Annotated in this window: 16 protein-coding genes; all 16 read right to left on the minus strand. The window is 42.1% G+C overall.

Annotated elements, in window-relative coordinates; all coding sequences use genetic code 11:
- Position 1: 1 nt before the first annotated feature.
- The 16 genes from DAHG_RS17615 to DAHG_RS17690 all read right to left on the minus strand — a co-directional run bounded on the left by DAHG_RS17615 (position 2) and on the right by DAHG_RS17690 (position 15,434).
- On the minus strand, positions 2 to 925 hold the full coding sequence (locus DAHG_RS17615; RefSeq protein ID WP_022939672.1) for a sporulation protein YqfD: 924 nt from the start codon (positions 923 to 925) through the stop codon (positions 2 to 4).
- On the minus strand, positions 918 to 1,115 hold the full coding sequence (locus DAHG_RS17620) for a YabP/YqfC family sporulation protein (RefSeq protein ID WP_022939673.1): 198 nt from the start codon (positions 1,113 to 1,115) through the stop codon (positions 918 to 920). The genes DAHG_RS17615 and DAHG_RS17620 overlap by 8 nt, the downstream gene beginning before the upstream one ends.
- A gap of 64 nt (positions 1,116 to 1,179) precedes the next feature.
- Positions 1,180 to 2,547, minus strand: a complete 1,368-nt coding sequence (locus tag DAHG_RS17625; RefSeq protein ID WP_022939674.1) for an MATE family efflux transporter — start codon at positions 2,545 to 2,547, stop codon at positions 1,180 to 1,182.
- A gap of 64 nt (positions 2,548 to 2,611) precedes the next feature.
- Positions 2,612 to 2,791, minus strand: coding sequence for a 30S ribosomal protein S21 (gene rpsU / locus DAHG_RS17630; RefSeq protein ID WP_022939675.1), 180 nt, complete (start codon positions 2,789 to 2,791; stop codon positions 2,612 to 2,614).
- A gap of 63 nt (positions 2,792 to 2,854) precedes the next feature.
- A complete protein-coding gene (deoC, locus tag DAHG_RS17635) occupies positions 2,855 to 3,520 on the minus strand; it encodes a deoxyribose-phosphate aldolase (RefSeq protein WP_026881064.1) in 666 nt (221 codons plus the stop codon).
- Complete coding sequence (locus DAHG_RS17640) at positions 3,504 to 4,970, minus strand: UDP-N-acetylmuramoyl-L-alanyl-D-glutamate--2,6-diaminopimelate ligase (RefSeq protein ID WP_022939677.1); 1,467 nt, start codon at positions 4,968 to 4,970, stop codon at positions 3,504 to 3,506. Before DAHG_RS17640 ends, deoC begins: the two co-directional genes overlap by 17 nt.
- Entirely contained in the window at positions 4,967 to 6,271 is a 1,305-nt protein-coding gene (mtaB, locus tag DAHG_RS17645; protein WP_022939678.1) for a tRNA (N(6)-L-threonylcarbamoyladenosine(37)-C(2))-methylthiotransferase MtaB, read from the minus strand. The genes DAHG_RS17640 and mtaB overlap by 4 nt, the downstream gene beginning before the upstream one ends.
- Positions 6,272 to 6,321: 50 nt before the next feature.
- Entirely contained in the window at positions 6,322 to 7,074 is a 753-nt protein-coding gene (locus DAHG_RS17650; RefSeq protein ID WP_022939679.1) for a hypothetical protein, read from the minus strand.
- The gene (locus DAHG_RS17655; protein WP_022939680.1) at positions 7,071 to 7,814 is read right to left on the minus strand and encodes an RsmE family RNA methyltransferase; all 744 of its coding nucleotides are present in this window, start codon (positions 7,812 to 7,814) and stop codon (positions 7,071 to 7,073) included. Before DAHG_RS17655 ends, DAHG_RS17650 begins: the two co-directional genes overlap by 4 nt.
- 85 nt (positions 7,815 to 7,899) lie before the next feature.
- Positions 7,900 to 9,309 (minus strand): MATE family efflux transporter, encoded by a 1,410-nt coding sequence (locus DAHG_RS17660; protein WP_022939681.1) that lies wholly within the window; start codon positions 9,307 to 9,309, stop codon positions 7,900 to 7,902.
- A 139-nt stretch (positions 9,310 to 9,448) separates the two neighbouring features.
- A complete protein-coding gene (locus DAHG_RS17665) occupies positions 9,449 to 10,678 on the minus strand; it encodes a helix-turn-helix transcriptional regulator (RefSeq protein WP_022939682.1) in 1,230 nt (409 codons plus the stop codon).
- A gap of 57 nt (positions 10,679 to 10,735) precedes the next feature.
- Positions 10,736 to 12,445: an FAD-dependent oxidoreductase gene (locus DAHG_RS20195; protein ID WP_022939683.1), complete on the minus strand. Its 1,710-nt coding sequence runs from the start codon at positions 12,443 to 12,445 to the stop codon at positions 10,736 to 10,738.
- 159 nt (positions 12,446 to 12,604) lie between these two features.
- On the minus strand, positions 12,605 to 13,342 hold the full coding sequence (locus DAHG_RS17675) for a pseudouridine synthase (RefSeq protein ID WP_022939684.1): 738 nt from the start codon (positions 13,340 to 13,342) through the stop codon (positions 12,605 to 12,607).
- Positions 13,343 to 13,382: 40 nt separating this feature from the next.
- Entirely contained in the window at positions 13,383 to 13,895 is a 513-nt protein-coding gene (locus DAHG_RS17680; protein ID WP_022939685.1) for a spore maturation protein, read from the minus strand.
- Complete coding sequence (locus DAHG_RS17685) at positions 13,888 to 14,457, minus strand: hypothetical protein (protein WP_022939686.1); 570 nt, start codon at positions 14,455 to 14,457, stop codon at positions 13,888 to 13,890. The genes DAHG_RS17680 and DAHG_RS17685 overlap by 8 nt, the downstream gene beginning before the upstream one ends.
- Positions 14,454 to 15,434 carry a D-alanyl-D-alanine carboxypeptidase family protein gene (locus DAHG_RS17690; RefSeq protein ID WP_022939687.1) on the minus strand — a complete coding sequence of 327 codons (981 nt, stop codon included), beginning with the start codon at positions 15,432 to 15,434 and terminating at the stop codon, positions 14,454 to 14,456. Before DAHG_RS17690 ends, DAHG_RS17685 begins: the two co-directional genes overlap by 4 nt.
- Positions 15,435 to 15,467 lie beyond the last annotated feature (33 nt).

The raw sequence follows: 15,467 nt of genomic DNA on the forward strand, positions 1-15,467 counted from the left end.
TTTATTCTCCTGGGCTTGAAATATCTTCAAGCAATGTATAATGTAAATCCATTTTTATTTTATCGTCATTTACCGAAAATTGCAAAATATTTTCACTGACGATCTTCTCATCCTCACCCAGCTCTTCACTGATGATCCGCCGTGCCTGAAACAGCAGCTGGAAAAACTGCACACCCTCAGGCAATGAATTATTAGGCATTTCAACGCTGAAGTCCGACCACGTATAAGCAAACACCCTGCCTTTGACATAGATTTCCTCGGGCAGATTCATACTGTCCAGCAAAATATTGCTGACCAATAAATCACCTTTCTTAACTACATCATTAATCTTTACGCATTTTTCACCATGCTGAAGATCAAAAGAAGCAATTACACCATCTTTTTGGGCAATCAATTCATTCCGCGTCAGTTCTTCTTTTTCAACGGTTTTCTTAGGCAGAAAGCGCACCTTCAGCTTGCTGCCGTTCTGTTCAACCTCAATCCAAGTAAAGGATCTCTTTAATTCCTCATTCAGCTGCTGCTTCAGTACATTTTTATCGGTTAGCTGAAAGGGCGGCATAGCCTGAAGCTGTACGAGCGTATCTGCAATCAAAGCACGGTTAACAGTTCCCTCACCTAAGATTTCAATATTAAAAACCGTCGATGACAATAAGAGCCACAAAGCCGCAGCCGCACCGGCGGCAATCAGCCGGTCAAGCTGCTTGAATGTGCGCAGCAGCATACCGATGACACCGGTTGTTTTCAGATGGATAATGTGCGGATATGTCTTGATTAGATCATTGCGGTTTAATACTGAAGCATAAAAAGTGATCGTATCCTTTTGCTGACGAATCCCATAAACGGTCCAGTTATGGGTTTTCACCGTCTGCAGGAAAACATTCAGATTAAAATCCAGGGACCAGTAATCCAAGCCGAATTTATTCATTATTAAACACAACGGTGGCAATCGTGCCGCCGATCAATATTTCATCCCGCGTCAGTGCTGAAATCATCAGATCACTGCCCTGGATAGTCAGTGTATAGTGTGCGCACTGAATCTTGATTTCATTCTTTCTGACTCTGAGAATGGCTTTATATTTCTCAATCATCAACTGACGATCATCATATGTAATCATTCACTCACCTCATTCTATTTTATGAGGTGAATCTTATTATAGAACAGTTCTTTTATAGCTGTGATTATTGAGTAAGCCGATTCAATTCTCTGATTTCAAGCAGACACAGCGGTACCGCAAGCAAAAATGAAGCTATATCCGCCGCCGGCTGTGCCCACTCCGCTCCCTTTAAGCCTAATAATGAAACCAGAAGGAAGAGTGCAGGAATAAAAAACAAGCCTTGACGTGCCATTGCCAAAAGACTGGCCGGCAGCGTTTTGCCAATGTTTTGCAGCAGCATATTCGTTAAGATCACAACACCCATAAAAGGAAAGGATAAGCATTGATAGCGCAATGTCTGCGCGCCGATTTCAAGCAGCAGCGGATCTTCACTTCTAAATAAAGCGACTAATGCCGGCGCCCCCAGATAGCCGAGAATCGATATGATAATCAAGCCGATCGTTGAAACCTTGATGCAGAAAATAAAAGCATCTTTAACTCTTTGGTAAAGACCGGCGCCATAATTAAAGCCGCAGACTGGCTGAAAACCCTGACCGAAGCCAATTAACGCTGAGCTGGCAAACGCTGTGATCTTGGATACGATGGAAAAGGCGGCAATCGCGCTGTCACCATAGTCCTTGACCGCCCAGTTTAATGCGATAACTGCCACACTGGTAAGGCCTTGCCGGCATAGACTTGGCAAACCGCCCTTGGTGATTTGACGATAGCGTTCAAAGGTCGGCTTAAAATGTTTAAACCGTATGTGAATATTTCCCTTCTGCATACTGCCGATAAGCAGGAGCAGCCAGCTGACGAATTGTGCGATAATGGTTGCCAGCGCAGCACCGCCCACACCCATACCTAATGTAAAAATAAAGATTGGATCTAAAAAGATATTCAAGATTGCACCGGCGGTTATGCCAATCATCGCAAATTGCGCGTTCCCCTGCAGCCGCAGCTGATTATTTAAGACCAGCGATGACATCATAAAAGGTGTGCCGATCAAAATATATTTCAGATAATCAACAGTATAAGGCAGAGCGGTGCCGGTAGCCCCCAGAAGCTTAGCCAGCGGTGTCAGAAAAAGCAGCCCTGCCGCGGCAATCACCGCCCCTAAGCCAATCGGCGTAAAAAAGCCGACCGCTGCCATCTTTTCTGCTTCATCATACTTCTTGCTGCCCAGCTCACGGGATATATAATTGCCTGAACCATGACCAAAGAAAAAGCCGATCGCCTGAATCAGCACCATGATTGAAAAAGCGATTCCGACAGCTGCCGAAGATTCAGTATTATCAAGATGTCCAACATAAACTGAATCAACCATATTATAAAAAGATGATACCAGCATACTGATGATCGTTGGGACTGACATGGCAAGAATCAAACGCTCAACGGGTGCTTCCGTCATCCTTTTATGCTTTTCATTCCGTTTTTGTTCCTCATATGTATCCATATCCAATCCCCTTTCTTATCAATCAAAAAGACACCCCGTTTAAGAAGTGTCCCTAAGTATTTAGTTATTTACTGCGGCGAGCCTTACGTGCTGCTTCTGATTTAAGCTTACGACGTACGCCTGGTTTTACATAAAACTCTCTTTTGCGAGCTTCAGCAAGGGTTCCATTTCTAGATACTTGACGTTTGAATCTGCGTAAAGCATCATCTAGAACTTCATTTTCTTTTATTACTACTTTTGGCATTACTTACCCTCCCTTCTGATGCAAGCATTAACATTATACATAATTATGTGATATTTTGCAAGCTTAATATGAAGAATTTACATTTTCTTTTTGAAGAAGTTTTACACCGGCACTTGTACCGATACGATCAGCCCCGGCTTCCACCATTGCCTGAAGATCTTCATAGCATCTCACACCGCCGGCAGCCTTTACTTTACAAGCCCCGTGAACACTTTCTTTCATCAGCTTTACATTCTCCACCGTAGCACCCGCTGTTGAGAAACCAGTAGAAGTTTTAACGAAGGTTGCTTTTGCGTTCACGCAGCATTCACAAGCCTTGACAATCTCTTCTTTGCTTAAAAGACATGTTTCAAGTATGACCTTAACACAATGATGATCGGCTGCCGCTACCACACTGCGGATATCCTCTTCCACCAATGCATAGTTATGATCTTTTAAAGCGCCGATATTGATGACCATATCAAATTCTTCCGCGCCGTTAGCAAGAGCATCTCTAGTCTCAAATGCTTTTACTGCTGAAGTCGCTGCGCCCAACGGGAAACCGATGACCGTACAAACCTTTACGTCACTGCCCTTCAGCGCTTCCGCGCAATATTTAACCCATGTCGGATTCACACAAACTGACGCAAAGTCATAGGTTCTCGCTTCCTCACACAGCTTTTGAATCTGTGCCTGTGTAGAATCAGCCTTCAATAATGTATGATCAATTAACTTATTCATCTTTTCCATCCTCCTCGATGCCCAAGTAATATCTGCGGATGATTGCCCGTGCCGCCCGATGATCGCCAATATAAGGTTCCCGGCCATTTTCACGGTAAATGAAGGTTTCATCGCCTTTGCCGAGAATCAGCACGGTATCATCGACATTGGCCATCTCGATTGCCTGCCTGATAGCGTCATAACGGTTTTCAATATAAATATTGTTGGTATCTACGATCCCCGCTTTAATTTCATTGGCAATCTCTCTTGGATCTTCATCACGCGGATCATCCTCTGTCAGAATAATCATATCACAAAATTCACTGGCAACACTACCGAAAACTTTGCGTTTATGACGGTCACGCTTGCCGGCGCTGCCAAATACGGCAATGATCTTACGCTGCGGCTGAGTAATCAGCTTGGCGTATTCAAATACTTTCTGTAAGCCGTCAGGCGTATGCGCAAAGTCAACGAATACGTTAAATGGCTGACCTTCATCAATGCGTTCTAAACGGCCGTCAACCTGATCCAGCGTATCCAGACAATCCAATACTTTTTCAAGCTCCAAGCCGCTTTCATGCATGGCTGCGATTGCCGCCAGCAAATTATAAATATTATACAAAGCGATCAGATTCGTTTTCACTTCATATTCACGGCCCTGATGCAGCAGCTTAAATCTGGAATGCTGAGTGCCCAAGCGAATATCATCGGCCCGATAATCCGCATCATTTTGTACGCCATAAGTTACCACCCGCGCGTTACATACTTCCATCAATGCGCGGCAGCACTCATCATCAGCATTTAATATGCAGACACCGTTCTTATTTACCATCTTAAACAGCTTCTTCTTAGCTTCAAAATAATTCTCAAAAGTACCGTGAAAATCAAGATGATCATAGGTCAGATTGGTAAAGATTACCGTATTAAAATCAACGGTATTCACCCGGCCTAATTCAAGACCGTGGCTGCTTACTTCCATGGCCACTGCCTTCATCCCGTGATCCACCATATCCTTAAGCGTTGAATGAATCGTCAAGACATCCGGTGTTGTCAGTGAAGGCGGTAAAGTAACATCGCCATAAGAAATAGAAATCGTCCCCATATAGCCGCATGGCTCAAACCGGGAGTGAACATCACGGATGATTTTCGCAATCGTTGACTTGCCGTTAGTGCCGGTTACGCCGTAAACCTGAAGCTTGCGGCTTGGATAATCATAGAACTTATTAGCCAGACGATTCATTGTCGCTAAAACATTTTCAACCTTGATATAGACGATACATTTACGCTTATTTTCTATTGGTTTGCTGTGAACAATGCAGAGAGCACCGTTATCGATTGCCTGATCAACAAAATCATGGCCATCGCTATTGATTCCTGAAACACAGAAAAAGATGCTGTTTTTAGTCTTGATCCGAGAATCGAAACTGAGTTCTTCGATTTCTATTTCCGGTGCGTGATCAAACATCTCTGATAGCTTCATCCTTTTACCTCCTCGATTTTGCCCTGCAGCATCCCATTTTCATAACCTGTAATGACAACCGTATGAAATTGATTTACAACTGACGCATCGCACATGACAGTGACTGGAAAATACTGGCTGGCATGTCCTATTGCCAGCTGATTCTCCTGTTTTTCAAAAAGCACGCTGACCCGTCTGCCGATCCAGCCTTGCTGGTACAGCGCATAATCATTCCCGCTTTTTACATTTAATAGTTTGGCACGTTCTTTCTTTACTAAACCGCTGATTTGATTCGACATGCCTGCCGCCCTTGTACCATCGCGTTTAGAAAATGGAAATACATGCATAAAGCTGAACTGAATGCGATCAAGATTTGACAGCGTCTCATTAAAATCTTCTTCTGATTCATCAGGAAAGCCAACAATAATATCGGTAGATATTGAACAATCAGGCAATAGTGCGCGGATCTCATCGATTCGCTCGATAAATGCTTCAATCGTATAAGGACGATTCATGGCCTTTAACACATGATTGCTGGCACTTTGAATCGGAATATGTAAATGCCGGGCAATCCGCTCATCCTGCTGCATTAAAGTAAGAAACTCATCACTCAGCTCATTGATTTCTATAGAAGATAAACGAATTCTTTGCAAGCCCTCGACCTCATTTAACAGCCGTCTCAATAAAGCGGTCAAATCAGTACCTAAATCATGACCATAACGGCCGGTATGAATCCCGGATAAGACGATTTCATAATGCTGATTAGCTACCAGCTCCTTAGCTGTTTTAATCACATCATCCATCGGCAATGAACGCTCCCGTCCTCTCGCGTAAGGAATGATACAATAGGAACAAAACTGATTGCAGCCATCCTGAATCTTAAGAAAAGCCCGCGTATGATCCGTAAAGCGATGGATTGGCAGCGCCTCAAACACCTTAACATTGTCAATCTCATGAACCAGATTCAAGCGCTTCTTTTGTTTATAGGCTTGATCTACTTCTAAAGCTAAGCCAGCTTTGCCATCACTGCCTAAAATGAGATCAACACCTTCAATCTCAGCGATTTCTTTGCTGCTGGTCTGAACGTAACAGCCTACCACAGCAATAAATGCCTCTGGATTTGTACGGATTGCCTGATGAATTTTCTGACGGCTCTTACTGCCTGCCGTATTGGTAACCGCACATGTATTAATAATGTAGATATCCGCTTTTTCTTTAAAATCCACTTCTGTATATCCCAGCTCTAAAAGCCCCTGAACATAAGCCTGGGATTCGTATGTATTGACTTTGCAGCCGAGTGTACTCATAGCAAATGTAGTCATTTTAATCACCTCAAACTAACTTATTATACACTATTTCATCTTAAATACAATCATCTTTGCCATTTACTTAACAGCTTCTCACCCTTGCGCAAGGCCTTTTCCGAAAGCCATTGCCGGCTGAGAATCAGCTGCAGTGCCCCACGCTCATCAGCCTGTATCAGATAAGGCAAAAGCTCGGCAAGCTCTGAAGGCTCAGCACATTGAGATAAAGACAATGAATACGATGCCTGCCCATTTGAAAGAACATATAGCCGATGATTCAGTTTACAAAAACAGAAACATTGCTCTTCTGCCTCGCCAATCAGTTCAAGCTCAGTAAAACCGGCAGCGATTACATCCGCGCTTAAGCTTTTCTGAGTGATTAAAGAAGCATACTCATAACGCAGCTGCGCATACTGTTTTAATTCAAAAAGAACCATCTCATCACGGTAAATATCATTCATCCGCTCATCAAACATCGGTATGAACACCTGCTTATGATTGCGCATCACATACGGCAAGGCTGCCTTCAGCGCATCGATTTCAATATTAATCAGTCTTTTCTTCTCTAAATAATTTAAGCTTGACCAATAATCATTCATTTCGTAACAGGCTTTAAAAAAAACAGTTTCAAACGCCTGTTTGCTTAAAATACAGCGATACAGAAATTGCGCGTAAAAGAATTCAAGATCACTCTTGATGGGCAGATTTAATTTATCCGCTTTAAACTGTGATTGAATAAGCGGCAGCTGTTCTCGGCAGCCCTGAGTTTTAAACAGCGGTTCACGCTGATCCTTTTCACATAATTTAATCAATTGTTTCATTTTACTTCACCTGACAGATCATAATGATAGCTGATGGCGTTTAAGGCAAATAACGCAGCTGTCTCAGCACGGAAAATTGCTGTGCCTAAGCTTACCCGCACAAAACCAAAAGCCTCAGCCTTAGCCACTTCTTCCAAGCTAAAACCACCTTCCGGTCCAATCATTACCGCAATGGATGAAATATCCGGATGTTCCTTAAACACCGCCGCCAGATTGCAGGCTTTTAAATCCGCATCCTCATAGGCTATCAGCTTTAAGTCGGCCTGCACGCCCAGTACCTGATCAAAATCAGCGCTAGCCAGCACCGGTGTCTGATGAGCCCGCTTGCATTGTTCACAAGCCTCTAAAGCAATCTTATTCCAACGCATCAGCTTTTTATCCGCCTTCTCTTCTTTGGCTTTCACGACACAGCGGCTGCTGATCATCGGCTGAATCTCATAGGCACCGCATTCACATGCCTTCTGCAGCAGATAATCCCATTTATCCCCCTTAATCAATCCCATAATAAGCGTTGTTTTAACCCTTGAAGCATTTAAAGGGAGGGCCTCAAGCACCAAGCCGGCCACTTGATCATCGGCGAATTCAATGGCTGTCAAATAGGGCTGTTCACACGTATCCACCACCCGCACCTGACTGCCTTGTTTCATCCGCAATACATTCTTTATATGATGTGCCTGTTCCTTATTAAAAACAAACCGTTCATCGATATTTAATTTACCTTGTACAAAATACTGCTGCATAACATCACCTGCAACCATTTTAACGTATTTACCAATAAACTGCAATTAAAGGCAAGAAAAAAGGGCAGCTTCTGCCCTTGTTCAATCAAGCCCCCTGGATTTTCAATTCATGAAGTTCAATGAGCGAAGTCTCATGTTCCTTATCCAAATGCCTTAAAAGATACGTACTTATGAAGATGACCACGATAAATGATATTACATCGGCAATTGGAGCCGAAACCAAGACGCCCTCAACCCCAAAGGATATCGGTAAAACCAATACCAACGGTACACTTAAAACAAAATCACGCAGTAAGGATAAGCCCATTGATAACATCGGTTTGCCTAATGACTGCAGGAAGATGCTGGTCGCTTTTTGGATACAGCATAAAAGAATCGTTCCTAGATAGCACCTAAAGGCCATAACCGCAAATTCATTGTATAATTCATTTTCACTGCCGAAGATGCGAATGATCTGTAAGGGGAAGCACTCAAAACAAATTGTCGCGATAATTCCGACGGTGATTTCCGCAAGAATCATCGTTTTAAATATCTGTTTGACGCGTTTCATTTCCTTGGCGCCATAGTTATAACCAACAATTGGCTGTGAACCTGCCGCAATACCAACCACAAAGGAAATAACGATCTGGAATACTTTCATGACAATGCCCACTACCGTTAATGGAATATCAGCGCCATATTTTGATTGTGCGCCATAAGTTACCAATACATTATTCATGACACCCATAATCACTACAATTGAAATCTGTGTCAGAAAGCTGCTGATACCTAATGGCAGAATTCTTTTCAGTAATTTTGTGCGAAGCATAAAGCTGCCCTTGTGTAACTGAATTGATTTAGTGTGCTTTAGGTAATACAAGGCTAAAATTGCGGAAACAAATTGCCCAAGGATAGTAGCTAATGCGGCTCCCATCATACCCCAGCCAAAAATAAAGATGGCGATTGGATCAAGAATGACATTAATGATGCAGCCAGCCAAAGTTGATAACATTGCAAATTGCGGACTGCCGTCAGCACGAATGATTGAATTCATCATATTAGCAAACATAAAGCAAGGAATACCGATAACAATATAGCTGTAATATTCTGATGCATAAGCAAGGGTATTTGCCGTTGCGCCAAAGCTCATTAAAATATGATTCTTGAAAATAATTAATAATGTGGTAAGAACGATTGAAACAATCAAAGTAAACACAACCGCATTTCCTACACTGCGATGTGCATTCTCCTCATCCTTACTCCCTTGACAAATACTCAGATAGGCTGCACAGCCATCACCAATGAGCAATGCAATAGATAAGGCTAGTATTGTTACCGGGAATACGACATTAGTCGCACCATTGCCCAGATAACCGATGCCTTGACCGATAAAAATTTGATCCACGATATTGTATAAAGCGGATACTAACAAGGACATTGTACAGGGTATAGAAAACTTCAGCATCAGCTTAACAACTGATTCCTCTGCCAAATAATGATTCATACTATTTTTCATAAAAACCTCCATTTTCACATAATAAAAAGACCACAGCTTTAGCTTGCCACGCGATTGACCCTCGCATATAAGCTGCAGTCGTAGTCTTCATGTGTGTCAGTATAACACAAATAAATTTGTCTCGTAAGATATTTTTTTATTATTTTTGATTAATCTGACGGTATTCCTGCGGCCGCATGGCGGTCAGCTGTTTGAATTTCATACAGAAATATTGAACGTTCTGCATACCGCACTGCAGAGCAATCTCACCAATTTTTAAATTTGTCTCACATAATAAATGCTTTGCCTTGCGAATCCTAAGCTCATTGATGAAATATGGCAGACTGACACCCATTTCCGCATTAAAGACACGGCTTAAGTAAGAAGCGGAGACATTCATTGCATCAGCAATCTCATATAGACTGATACTCTCCTGATAATGACGGTTAACATATTGAATAGTGTTAATAATCAGCGGGCTGATAGCGGCTTTATGTTCTGTTTTAAATTGGCAGAAGGTAAGCAGCAGATTAAACAGCGATGCCTCAAATTCTTCAATAGCGCAGTATTGTTCTAACCGCAGCACCTCATTGATCCGTTCTTCAAAATCGAGACGAAACTGCAAATTCAAAATCAGCAGCATTTTCTTAAGTTCAGAAATAATATCATATGTCAGGATAACATCCATGCTTCTTTTCAGTGACAGCATTATTTCATGTACGATGAATCGCATATTTTCAAGTTTACCGTCAAGCAGATTTTGCTGCAGCTTCTGAACCATCGGTATCAAATCAATCAATTTCACATTCTGACGGTCTTTGATAAACATTGACGCCTGCATCGAACACGGACGCATTTTATAAAAAGCCAGCCGATGGCTATTCCTTAACTGTTTAAATGCTGACTGAAAGTGCGCATATGAAACAATTGGTTCTGAATACAGCGTTATGCTGCTTAAATATGGATGCTTAACCTGCCTTGCTTCAATGAATTGCTGCTGCAGCTTTTTTTGAATCTGATCAGCAATGATGGGTATTGGCAATTCCTTGCTTGTTTTAGGTGTAATCATGACCGCAATTAATTTTGATGAGTCATAATTGACCGCACTCATTTCCTTTTCAAATTCATAAGTCTGTTCAAGGGATACCAGCAAGTATTTAACAGCGGCAAAAATATCCAGATAATTTTCACGGTTTAAGTTTAATTTACTATTATAAAAACGCTTTTCAATACCGGCAAGAATCAAATAGCAGTTATTAAAATCTATTTTCAGCTCAACATTCATTTCCTGCATCATTTCTAAAAGCTGATCATATTGCTGACCAAAAAGACTTTCATTTATAATGTATCGTTTGCAAGTTTCAATTTGCTGCTGCTTGAAATTATCCATAAGTACCTCTTTTTTATTATAAAGCAGGCAGTCTAAATTATCCAGACTGCCTCAGCTTTATTTATTTAAAATATCTTCGGCAACGAGCTTGCCAAAAGTAACATTTTCATTAGTAGGCGCACCGCCAAATAATCCATCATGCGCGCATTCACCAACGGCATAAAGATTATTAATCGCATGACCTGCTTTGGTTACCACATGCATGGATGAATCTACCTCAATACCGCCCAAAGTAACTTGTAAGCCCGGTTTTGTTGAAACCGCATAATAAGGGGCTTGCGTAAAATCAATCGTAAGATTAGCTGAACGGCCAAATTCCTCGTCGATACCTGTCTTTACAGCCAACTGGTATTTCTCAATCGTTGCGGTTAGATTATCAGCAGGAACACCCATTTTTTCAGCAAGCTCTTCAATTGTATCAGCTTCAATAAAATAGCCTTGATCTTTAAAGCCCTGAAGCCGTTTTGACTTATCCATAGCACTTTGATCGATCAGAATATACACATGATCGCCTTCCTGTTCCATCATCCATTTAGAAAGTGTTGTATAATCCGGATAATAATCATTACAGAAACGTTTGCCTTCTAAATTTACCATGATGCCGCCTTCTGCCCGTGCCGCGCTCAGACTTGAATTCACACCATTCTCACTATGAACGGACGGATTCAGACGTACAACATCCATAAAAGCCAAATTAGCATCTACCGCTTTTACCAATTCAAAGCCATCGCCTGTTGAACCAGCAGCAGATGTAGATGGTAAATCTGCCCATTCAGGCGCATATTCCAGCAACGCTTCTTTACCTGATGCAAAACCGCCGGTCGCAATAACAATGTTGTCAGCATAAATTGTATAAGTCTCATTTTGACTTTCAACCTTAACACCCTTTACCTGATCATTCTCAGTGACCAATTCAACAGCTTTTGTTGACAGACGCATATCTACATCCAAGCGTTCAATTTCAGCATTCAGTGCCTTAACGATAGCAACGCCAAGAGAACTGCCGTCCTCAGTTGCCACCTGATAAGTTGAGAGCGGACGGTTGATTTTAGTTCCCAGACTATTCAGCCATTCAACACTTTCCTCAGAGCGTTCAAGCAGCGTTTTCCAATTATCAGCATTCATATCTGGATTTTTACTTACTTGATCAGCGATGTATTCATCAATACTTAAGCCCAATCCAGCCTGCTTTTGATATTCGGTATTAACAGCTACAAAGTAAGTGGCCGCAAGACTTGTAGCACCGCCATTCATAGCTTGCTTCTCAACAAGAATCACATTCTGACCGCCTTTTTTAAGTTCAATGGCAGTAGTCATACCAGCACCGCCGGCGCCAATAACTACGGTATCACAAATGACATCCTCGGCCTCAGATTTCACCGCTTCAATTACTTCCTTATTTTTCATTGCTTCAACATCAAAGCCTGCTGCCATAAGTCCCAGCTCAGCAGCTTCCAAAATCGCCTTGCTTGTATTAGTAGCGCCGGCAATGGTATCTATCTTCAAGCTTTGATGCTCAACAATCGCCTCCGGAATGCTTTGAATCGGCACATCAGCAATCCCCGCGGTTTCCATATGCTCAACAACCTCTACCCGAATTACTTTCGCATCCTTAACCTCTACCTCAACCTTAACATCTCCATTATTCCCCTTTGCGCTTTCTGTATAGACACCATCGCTGATATTGGTATCCGCCGGCTTATTACTGCAGCCAGCAATTGTTGCAATCATACACAAAGCTAAAACACACCTTAGTAATTTTTTCATATGATTCCCTCTTCTTTCACCTTCATTTTAGCATTGTGAAATTATTATTTTGTTATATTTTTTTTACACTTGTTCATATTTTTTGACATAAGAAAAAATCACTCTGCCATATTCAGCAGCCATACCGCTGAATATTTTGGAATGATTAATCAATTAATACTATTTAGTTTTCTGTTCACCCTCTAAAGCAAGACGGCGTAGCATTTTAACCTCATGCGGTTTTAAAATCCGGTATTCACCCTGACTCATATCGCTGACCGTAAGAAAACCGAGTGATTTTCGATGCAGACTGGTAACCGTATGCCCATAAACCTCCATCATCCGTTTAATCTGGCGGTTCCGGCCTTCCTTGATTGTAATATCAAAACGCGTCTTTTGATGATCAAAATCCTTGTTCTTAACTCTCAGCTTAGCTGGCAGCGTCTGAATGCCGTCATCAAGTACAACACCCTTTTCAAGGGCTTTAATCTGTTCAGTTGTCAAAATTCCATCAATGATTACCTCATAGGTTTTAGGAATATGATACTTAGGGTGAATCAGCTGATTGGCAAATTCACCGTCATTCGTTAAAATAAGTACACCGCTTGTATCGTAATCAAGACGGCCGACCGTAAAAATGCGCTCATCACATTTAACCAGTGATACCACTGTTTTGCGGTCAAATTCGTCATCTAATGTGCAGACGGATTTCTTTGGTTTATTCATAACAAAATAAACCTTATTCTCCTTTTGAATCTGCTCACCATCAACCTCAATAATATCTCCGCGTTTTACTTTATATCCTTGTTCAGTAATGGTTTCACCATTCACTGTTACTCTGCCTTCACTAATCATCACTTCCGCTTTTCTTCTTGATGTGATGCCGCTTGCAGCAATTACTTTTTGTAAGCGTTCCATTTAAAATCATCCTCTCTATTCCTTATTTTACCCTAAAAAGCTATGAAAAGAAATAGAACGTTAAAAGAATTGCCATCGTAATACCGGCTAAATCACTGATTAAACCGATTACCAGTGAATTTTTGATCTTTTTCACGCCGACGCTGGCAAAATAAAGTGTAATAACATATAATGTCGTATCGGTTGAGCCTTGAATGATACTTGCCATCTGACCGGCAAAGGAATCGACACCCAAGGTTTTAAAAATATCGATCATCACTGCCAGCGACGCATTGCCGCTGATGGGTCTGAACAGCATCATCGGAAAGATTTCCTTTGGTATGACACCAGCAAAAGAAGTAAACAGATTGGCAATGGCATCTAAAAGACCGCTTTCCTTCATCATCGCAATGGAGAACATCATCCCCAGCATTGCTGGAAAGACATCATTAAATAAGCCGAAGCCATCCTGTACGCCATGAACAAAATGACTGTATGCGTCTACTTTCTTAATAATAGCAACAATCAGAATAATGCCCAAAAAGGCCGGCAGAATGATGTTTGTGCTAAGCACGGTTCCACCACCTGTCTACAACTAAACCGACAAAAGAAGCGAAGAGCGTCGATACGACGGCAAAGGGAATAAAAGTAGTAGGATCTAAAGATCCATAGGCCGCCCGCAGCGCGATGATCGTGGTAGGAAAGATCGTTACGCCGCCAGTATTAAGCACCAGAAAAGTAACCATAGACCGGCTGGCGGTTTCCTTATCCGGATTATGCTTCTGCATTCCCTTGATTGCCTTTAAGCCCACTGGTGTTGCTGCTGAGCCAAGGCCAAACATATTGATTACAATATTGCTGGCAACATAACCGAGAGTTTCTGTATCATCCTTGATATCAGGCAGGATAAAACGGAGAAATGGCCGCAGACAGCGTTCCAGAAAAGCCAGACAGCCGCCAGCCTGAGCAATTTCTAAAATACCGTTGAAAAAGCAAGTGATTGCTAATAATGGCAGTACAAAATTTAATGTTTCTTCACCAACGGTAACCATTGACTGTGACAAAGCATCAACTTTGCCGGTAGCTATGCCATAGACCAATGAACATAAAATCATCACATTCCAGAGCTTGTTCATGAAAACACCTTCCTTAACAAAGATTGTTTGATGATTGGATAACTTTGTGTCTTGCTTACTTGGCCGCTGCTGACCATAACCGTAACCGTATTCTTATCGATACTGGTTACGATTTTAAAAGGCTGCTGATCACTTTTGGCAGCAAGAAAGACAAACGGTTCAGCAACACTGAATTCAATTCCCTGCGTTTTATACAGTCCCTGATCAAGAATTACATATTCCTGATATTGTTCAAAAAACGCCTCATGTTTGGCTTTATGCAGTTCAAAATATTCACTTTCACGAAAACTGACAACAATACTTTCGCTGTCCCCTGCCTGAGCACTGGTCACTAAGGTTTTGCCGGAGTTCATCGTATATCCGGTTTTGCCGCCGTTACACGCGTCATATTCCGCAAGCAGACGATTTTTATTCTTCCAGACACCTAGCTCACCATGATAATTCTGCGTGCCGGCAATCTTTCTGAATACATCGTTGGCCATCGCCGCTTTCATGCATAAAGCCATATCATAGCAGGTTGAAAGATTGCCGCCGTCTTCTTCATCTAAACCGCTGGGATTGCGGAACACACTGTCTTTCATGCCTAATTCAGCGGCTTTCTCATTCATCATGTCAACAAAGGTTGCCACATTGCCGCCGACATGCTCAGCCAGCGCGTAAGCCGCGTCATTGCCGCTTCTAAGCATCAAGCCATGCAGCAATGTAATCAAGGTCACCTGCTGCCCCTCCTTTAAATAAATTGAGCTGCCGACCTGATGAGAGGCATCATAGCTGATGGTAACGATCTCATTGAGCTCACTGTGTTCCAAAACCACCAGCGCGGTCATGATTTTGCTGATGGATGCTACACTTTGTACATCATGGCTATCCTTTTCTTCAATCACACTGCCATCTGAACTAATCACTACATAACTGGCCCGAATAGGCATTGGCGCCAGTAAATTCAACGCTAATAGCAACAGCAGACATTTTTTCATAAGCTTCACCCTTATCATTGTATGCAGCAGCAA

Source organism: Dielma fastidiosa (assembly GCF_000313565.1).
In the GTDB taxonomy this organism is placed as follows: domain Bacteria; phylum Bacillota_I; class Bacilli_A; order Erysipelotrichales; family Erysipelotrichaceae; genus Dielma; species Dielma fastidiosa.

Bases quoted from the DNA above. Each gene is read 5' to 3' on its own strand.
- DAHG_RS17615 (WP_022939672.1), bottom strand. From the start codon at position 925: ATGAATAAATTCGGCTTGGATTACTGGTCCCTGGATTTTAATCTGAAT.
- DAHG_RS17620 (WP_022939673.1), bottom strand. From the start codon at position 1,115: ATGATTACATATGATGATCGTCAGTTGATGATTGAGAAATATAAAGCC.
- DAHG_RS17625 (WP_022939674.1), bottom strand. From the start codon at position 2,547: ATGGATACATATGAGGAACAAAAACGGAATGAAAAGCATAAAAGGATG.
- rpsU (WP_022939675.1), bottom strand. From the start codon at position 2,791: ATGCCAAAAGTAGTAATAAAAGAAAATGAAGTTCTAGATGATGCTTTA.
- deoC (WP_026881064.1), bottom strand. From the start codon at position 3,520: ATGGAAAAGATGAATAAGTTAATTGATCATACATTATTGAAGGCTGAT.
- DAHG_RS17640 (WP_022939677.1), bottom strand. From the start codon at position 4,970: ATGAAGCTATCAGAGATGTTTGATCACGCACCGGAAATAGAAATCGAA.
- mtaB (WP_022939678.1), bottom strand. From the start codon at position 6,271: ATGACTACATTTGCTATGAGTACACTCGGCTGCAAAGTCAATACATAC.
- DAHG_RS17650 (WP_022939679.1), bottom strand. From the start codon at position 7,074: ATGAAACAATTGATTAAATTATGTGAAAAGGATCAGCGTGAACCGCTG.
- DAHG_RS17655 (WP_022939680.1), bottom strand. From the start codon at position 7,814: ATGCAGCAGTATTTTGTACAAGGTAAATTAAATATCGATGAACGGTTT.
- DAHG_RS17660 (WP_022939681.1), bottom strand. From the start codon at position 9,309: ATGAAAAATAGTATGAATCATTATTTGGCAGAGGAATCAGTTGTTAAG.
- DAHG_RS17665 (WP_022939682.1), bottom strand. From the start codon at position 10,678: ATGGATAATTTCAAGCAGCAGCAAATTGAAACTTGCAAACGATACATT.
- DAHG_RS20195 (WP_022939683.1), bottom strand. From the start codon at position 12,445: ATGAAAAAATTACTAAGGTGTGTTTTAGCTTTGTGTATGATTGCAACA.
- DAHG_RS17675 (WP_022939684.1), bottom strand. From the start codon at position 13,342: ATGGAACGCTTACAAAAAGTAATTGCTGCAAGCGGCATCACATCAAGA.
- DAHG_RS17685 (WP_022939686.1), bottom strand. From the start codon at position 14,457: ATGAACAAGCTCTGGAATGTGATGATTTTATGTTCATTGGTCTATGGC.
- DAHG_RS17690 (WP_022939687.1), bottom strand. From the start codon at position 15,434: ATGAAAAAATGTCTGCTGTTGCTATTAGCGTTGAATTTACTGGCGCCA.